This window comes from Pseudomonas sp. NPDC089530 (genome assembly GCF_050280705.1).
Taxonomy (GTDB): Bacteria; Pseudomonadota; Gammaproteobacteria; order Pseudomonadales; family Pseudomonadaceae; genus Aquipseudomonas.
In genome coordinates this window covers 1-3,531 of record NZ_JBNNVU010000182.1, presented here as the reverse complement: position 1 = coordinate 3,531, position 3,531 = coordinate 1, and the positions used below count along the sequence as shown (strand labels likewise).

2 protein-coding genes are annotated in these 3,531 nt (G+C 61.7%); both read left to right on the top strand.

Features of this window, described 5'->3' with window-relative positions:
* Nucleotides 1-18: 18 nt before the first annotated feature.
* Complete coding sequence (alaS, locus tag ACQKQA_RS29910; RefSeq protein WP_427564751.1) at nt 19-2,640, top strand: alanine--tRNA ligase; 2,622 nt, start codon at nt 19-21, stop codon at nt 2,638-2,640.
* A 96-nt stretch (nt 2,641-2,736) separates the two neighbouring features.
* A partial coding sequence (locus ACQKQA_RS29905) for an aspartate kinase (protein ID WP_427564750.1) occupies nt 2,737-3,531 on the top strand: 795 nt, incomplete at its 3' end.

Sequence of the window (3,531 nt, the reverse complement as noted above, 5' to 3'; positions counted from 1 at the left end):
TTCGGCCCACATCGACAGTTGCCAGTTCAGGCTCGCCGGCAGGTGGTCGAAGGGATCGAAGAGCAAGGCCACACCCGTGTAGCCTCCAGCTCTTTGATTCCGGGCAACGACCCAACCCTGCTGTTCACCAACGCGGGGATGAACCAGTTCAAGGACTGCTTCCTGGGCCAGGAAAAGCGCGCCTATACCCGCGCCGTAAGCAGCCAGAAGTGCGTACGCGCTGGCGGTAAGCACAACGACCTGGAAAACGTCGGTTACACCGCCCGTCACCACACCTTCTTTGAAATGCTGGGCAACTTCAGCTTCGGCGACTACTTCAAGCGTGATGCCATCACTTTTGCCTGGACCTTCCTGACGTCCGACAAGTGGCTGAACCTGCCGAAAGAAAAGCTCTGGGTCACCGTCTACGCCACCGACGATGAGGCCTACGACATCTGGACCAAGGAAGTCGGCGTCCCTGCCGAGCGTATGGTGCGTATCGGCGACAACAAAGGCGCGCCGTACGCCTCCGACAACTTCTGGACCATGGGCGATACCGGACGGTGCGGTCCTTGCACCGAGATTTTCTACGATCACGGCGCCGACATCTGGGGCGGCCCACCGGGCTCGCCGGAAGAAGACGGCGACCGTTACATCGAGATCTGGAACAACGTATTCATGCAGTTCAACCGCACCGCCGATGGCGTGTTGCATCCGTTGCCAGCGCCGTCGGTGGACACCGGCATGGGCCTGGAGCGGATCAGTGCGGTCCTGCAGCACGTTCACTCGAACTATGAAATCGACCTGTTCCAGAGCCTGCTCAACGCAGCAGCCAAGGCCATCGGCTGCACCAACGACGCCCAGGCGTCGCTGAAAGTCGTGGCTGACCACATCCGTTCCTGCGGTTTCCTGATCGCCGACGGCGTGCTGCCTTCCAACGAAGGTCGCGGTTATGTGCTGCGTCGCATCATTCGCCGCGCTTGCCGTCACGGCAACAAGCTGGGCGCCAAAGGCAGCTTCTTCTATCAGATCGTCGCCGCACTGGTCGCCGAGATGGGCGAAGCCTTCCCTGAGCTGAAATCCCAGCAGGCTCATATCGAGCGCGTGCTGAAAGCCGAAGAAGAGCAGTTTGCCAAGACCCTGGAGCAGGGCCTGAAGATCCTCGAGCAGGACCTGGCCGAGCTCAAAGGCAGCGTGGTGCCGGGCGACGTGGTGTTCAAGCTGTATGACACCTACGGTTTCCCGATGGACCTGACCGGAGACATCGCCCGTGAGCGCAGCCTGACCCTCGACGAGGAAGGTTTCGAGCGCGAGATGGAAGCCCAGCGCGTACGTGCCCGTTCCGCCAGCTCTTTCGGCATGGACTACAACAGCCTGGTCAAGGTCGATGTGGCCACCGAGTTCACCGGTTATCACGCCCGCAGCGGTTCGGCCAAGGTGGTCGCTCTGTACAAGGACGGGCAATCGGTCGACCTGCTGAGCGAAGGCGAAGAGGGCGTGGTCGTTCTCGACCAGACGCCTTTCTACGCGGAGTCGGGCGGCCAGGTCGGCGACTGCGGTTACCTGCAAGCGGGTAACGCGCGTTTCGACGTGCGCGACACCACCAAGACCGGCGGCGCCTTCCTGCACCACGGCGTGCTGGACAGCGGCAGCCTGACCGTCGGCGCTGCGGTGCAGACCCAGGTCGATGCCGAGGTGCGTCACGCCACTTCGTTGAACCACTCGGCCACGCACTTGCTGCACGCCGCGCTGCGCCAGGTACTGGGCGAGCATGTGCAGCAGAAGGGCTCGCTGGTCGACAGCCAGCGCCTGCGTTTCGACTTCAGCCACTTCGAGGCGATCAAGCCAGAGCAGATCAAGGCCCTGGAAGACATCGTCAACGCCGAGATTCGCAAGAACACGGCGGTGGAAACCGAAGAAACCGATATCGACACCGCCAAGCAGAAGGGCGCCATGGCGCTGTTCGGCGAGAAGTACGGCGACAGCGTGCGGGTACTGAGCATGGGCGGCGACTTCTCCGTCGAGCTGTGTGGCGGTATTCACGCCAACCGTACCGGCGATATCGGCCTGCTGAAAATCACCAGCGAAGGCGGCGTGGCCTCGGGCGTACGCCGTATCGAAGCAGTGACCGGTGCCGCGGCACTGGCCTACCTGAGCGCTGCGGAAGAGCAACTCAAGGAAGCGGCGAACCTGGTCAAGGGCAGCCGTGACAACCTGATCGACAAGCTGTCGGCTGTGCTGGAGCGCAACCGCCTGCTGGAGAAGCAGCTCGAGCAGCTGCAGGCCAAGGCGGCCAGTGCCGCTGGCGACGACCTGTCGGCGCAGGCGCTGGATGTCAAAGGCGCGAAAGTGCTGGCGGCACGCCTGGATGGGCAGGATGGCAAGGCGCTGTTGGCGCTGGTCGATCAGTTGAAAAACAAACTCGGTCGCGCAGTGATCCTGCTCGGCAGTGTCCATGAGGAAAAGGTCGTACTGGTTGCGGGCGTAACCAAAGACCTGACTGGCCAACTCAAAGCCGGTGATTTGATGAAGCAAGCCGCTGCGGCGGTGGGTGGGAAGGGCGGTGGTCGTCCGGACATGGCGCAGGGCGGTGGTGTCGACGCTGCTGCGCTGGATGCCGCGCTGGCCCTGACCGTTCCGTTCGTCGAGCAGGGTATTTAAGGTTCCAGGCCGGGCCCGTCGTCTAGTGGCGGGCTTTGGAACTGCGCAGTTTGATTGATTAATGGGCGCCCCTTTACGGGCTGAGGCGGCTTAGAAATGGCTTTGATCGTACAGAAATTTGGAGGCACCTCGGTCGGTTCCGTCGAAAGAATCGAGCAGGTCGCCGACAAGGTGAAAAAATTCCGCGAAGCCGGTGACGACCTGGTGGTTGTGCTGTCGGCCATGAGTGGTGAAACCAACCGTCTGATCGACCTTGCCAAGCAAATCAGCGGTGACGGTCAGCCGGTTCCTCGCGAACTGGACGTGATCGTTTCCACCGGTGAGCAGGTGACGATTGCACTGCTGGCCATGGCGCTGATCAAGCGCGGGGTGCCGGCGGTGTCCTACACCGGTAACCAGGTACGGATTCTGACCGATAGCGCGCACAATAAAGCACGCATCCTGCAGATCGACGATCAGAAGATTCGCGGTGACCTGAAGGCCGGTCGCGTGGTGGTGGTAGCAGGTTTCCAGGGTGTCGACGAGCACGGCAACATCACGACCCTGGGTCGTGGCGGCTCCGACACCACCGGCGTGGCGCTGGCGGCAGCCCTGAAGGCTGATGAATGCCAGATCTACACCGATGTGGATGGCGTCTATACCACCGATCCGCGTGTAGTGTCCGTGGCCCAGCGCCTGGACAAGATCACCTTCGAAGAAATGCTGGAAATGGCCAGCCTGGGTTCCAAGGTGCTGCAGATCCGCGCGGTCGAATTCGCCGGCAAGTACAACGTTCCGCTGCGCGTACTGCACAGCTTCAAGGAGGGTCCGGGTCAAACGGGCTTGCAGCTCTTTGATGGCTTCTTCTGTGGCGCGGTATTCGTTGATCAGGGACATGGGGATTGCCTTATG